This window comes from Nonomuraea basaltis (assembly GCF_005893125.1).
GTDB lineage: Bacteria > Actinomycetota > Actinomycetes > Streptosporangiales > Streptosporangiaceae > Nonomuraea > Nonomuraea basaltis.
On sequence record NZ_VCJS01000623.1, the window covers coordinates 1 to 750 of the forward strand.

The window sequence follows — 750 nt, forward strand, 5'->3', positions numbered from 1 at the left end:
TGTCCTGTCTCACTTGATCTGGCGGAATCTCATCAGAGGTGGCGCATCCTTGATCTGTTCAGTTGTGGAGGAGCGGGTGCGACGATGGCTGGATGGATGTGGCGTTCCAGGCCCTTGGATTGATGGCAGTCCTGTTGACCGGGTTCGTGTTCCCGGCATTGGTGCGCCGCCGCGCCGCCGGCACCAGGGCGAAGGTGGAGGCCGCGCTGGCGATCGGTGCCGAGGTCGGCTCGCTCAGGCTCATCGTCGCCATGGCCGTGCGGGAGGGAGCCTTGTGGCAGACGGGCACCCTCCGGTACATCGAGCGCCGCATGACCTGGCGCGGACCCTACGAGGAGATCGACTTGACCGGCGCGTCCGTCCGATCCTGGCGGGGGCTTGAGAAGTCGGAACTGAAGGAGGTGCGCCCGTACCGGATGTACGTGGCGCTTCTCTGTGTCCACCCCGAGCTCGACGACTTCGAGCTGACGGCGGCGCCGGATGACCTGCGCGTCGTGGCCGAACTGCTCGGCCCCGAGAAATGACCGCTACCCTGCCACCCCCGGCTACGACTTCAGGAATGCCACCTGAATCCGGTCCCTGACCTGCAGGTGGAGCAACTACAGTTCCGTGATCACACGCCAGGTCGATGAGACGAAACACCGCGCGCGCCACCCTGTATGAGACAACCGCGCGTCCAGGCGTCTCACTTAAGTTGGCGTACAGCAGGTCAGAGCTATGCCTCTACGCCAACTCGATTGAGACAGGACA

1 protein-coding gene is annotated in these 750 nt (G+C 64.1%); it reads left to right on the forward strand.

Annotation, left to right across the window (positions count from 1 at the left end):
* Window positions 1–122: 122 nt before the first annotated feature.
* Entirely contained in the window at window positions 123–524 is a 402-nt protein-coding gene (locus tag EJK15_RS69745; RefSeq protein ID WP_138720988.1) for a hypothetical protein, read from the forward strand.
* The last annotated feature ends 226 nt before the right edge of the window (window positions 525–750 follow it).

Bases quoted from the DNA above. Each gene is read 5' to 3' on its own strand.
- EJK15_RS69745 (WP_138720988.1), top strand. From the start codon at position 123: ATGGCAGTCCTGTTGACCGGGTTCGTGTTCCCGGCATTGGTGCGCCGC.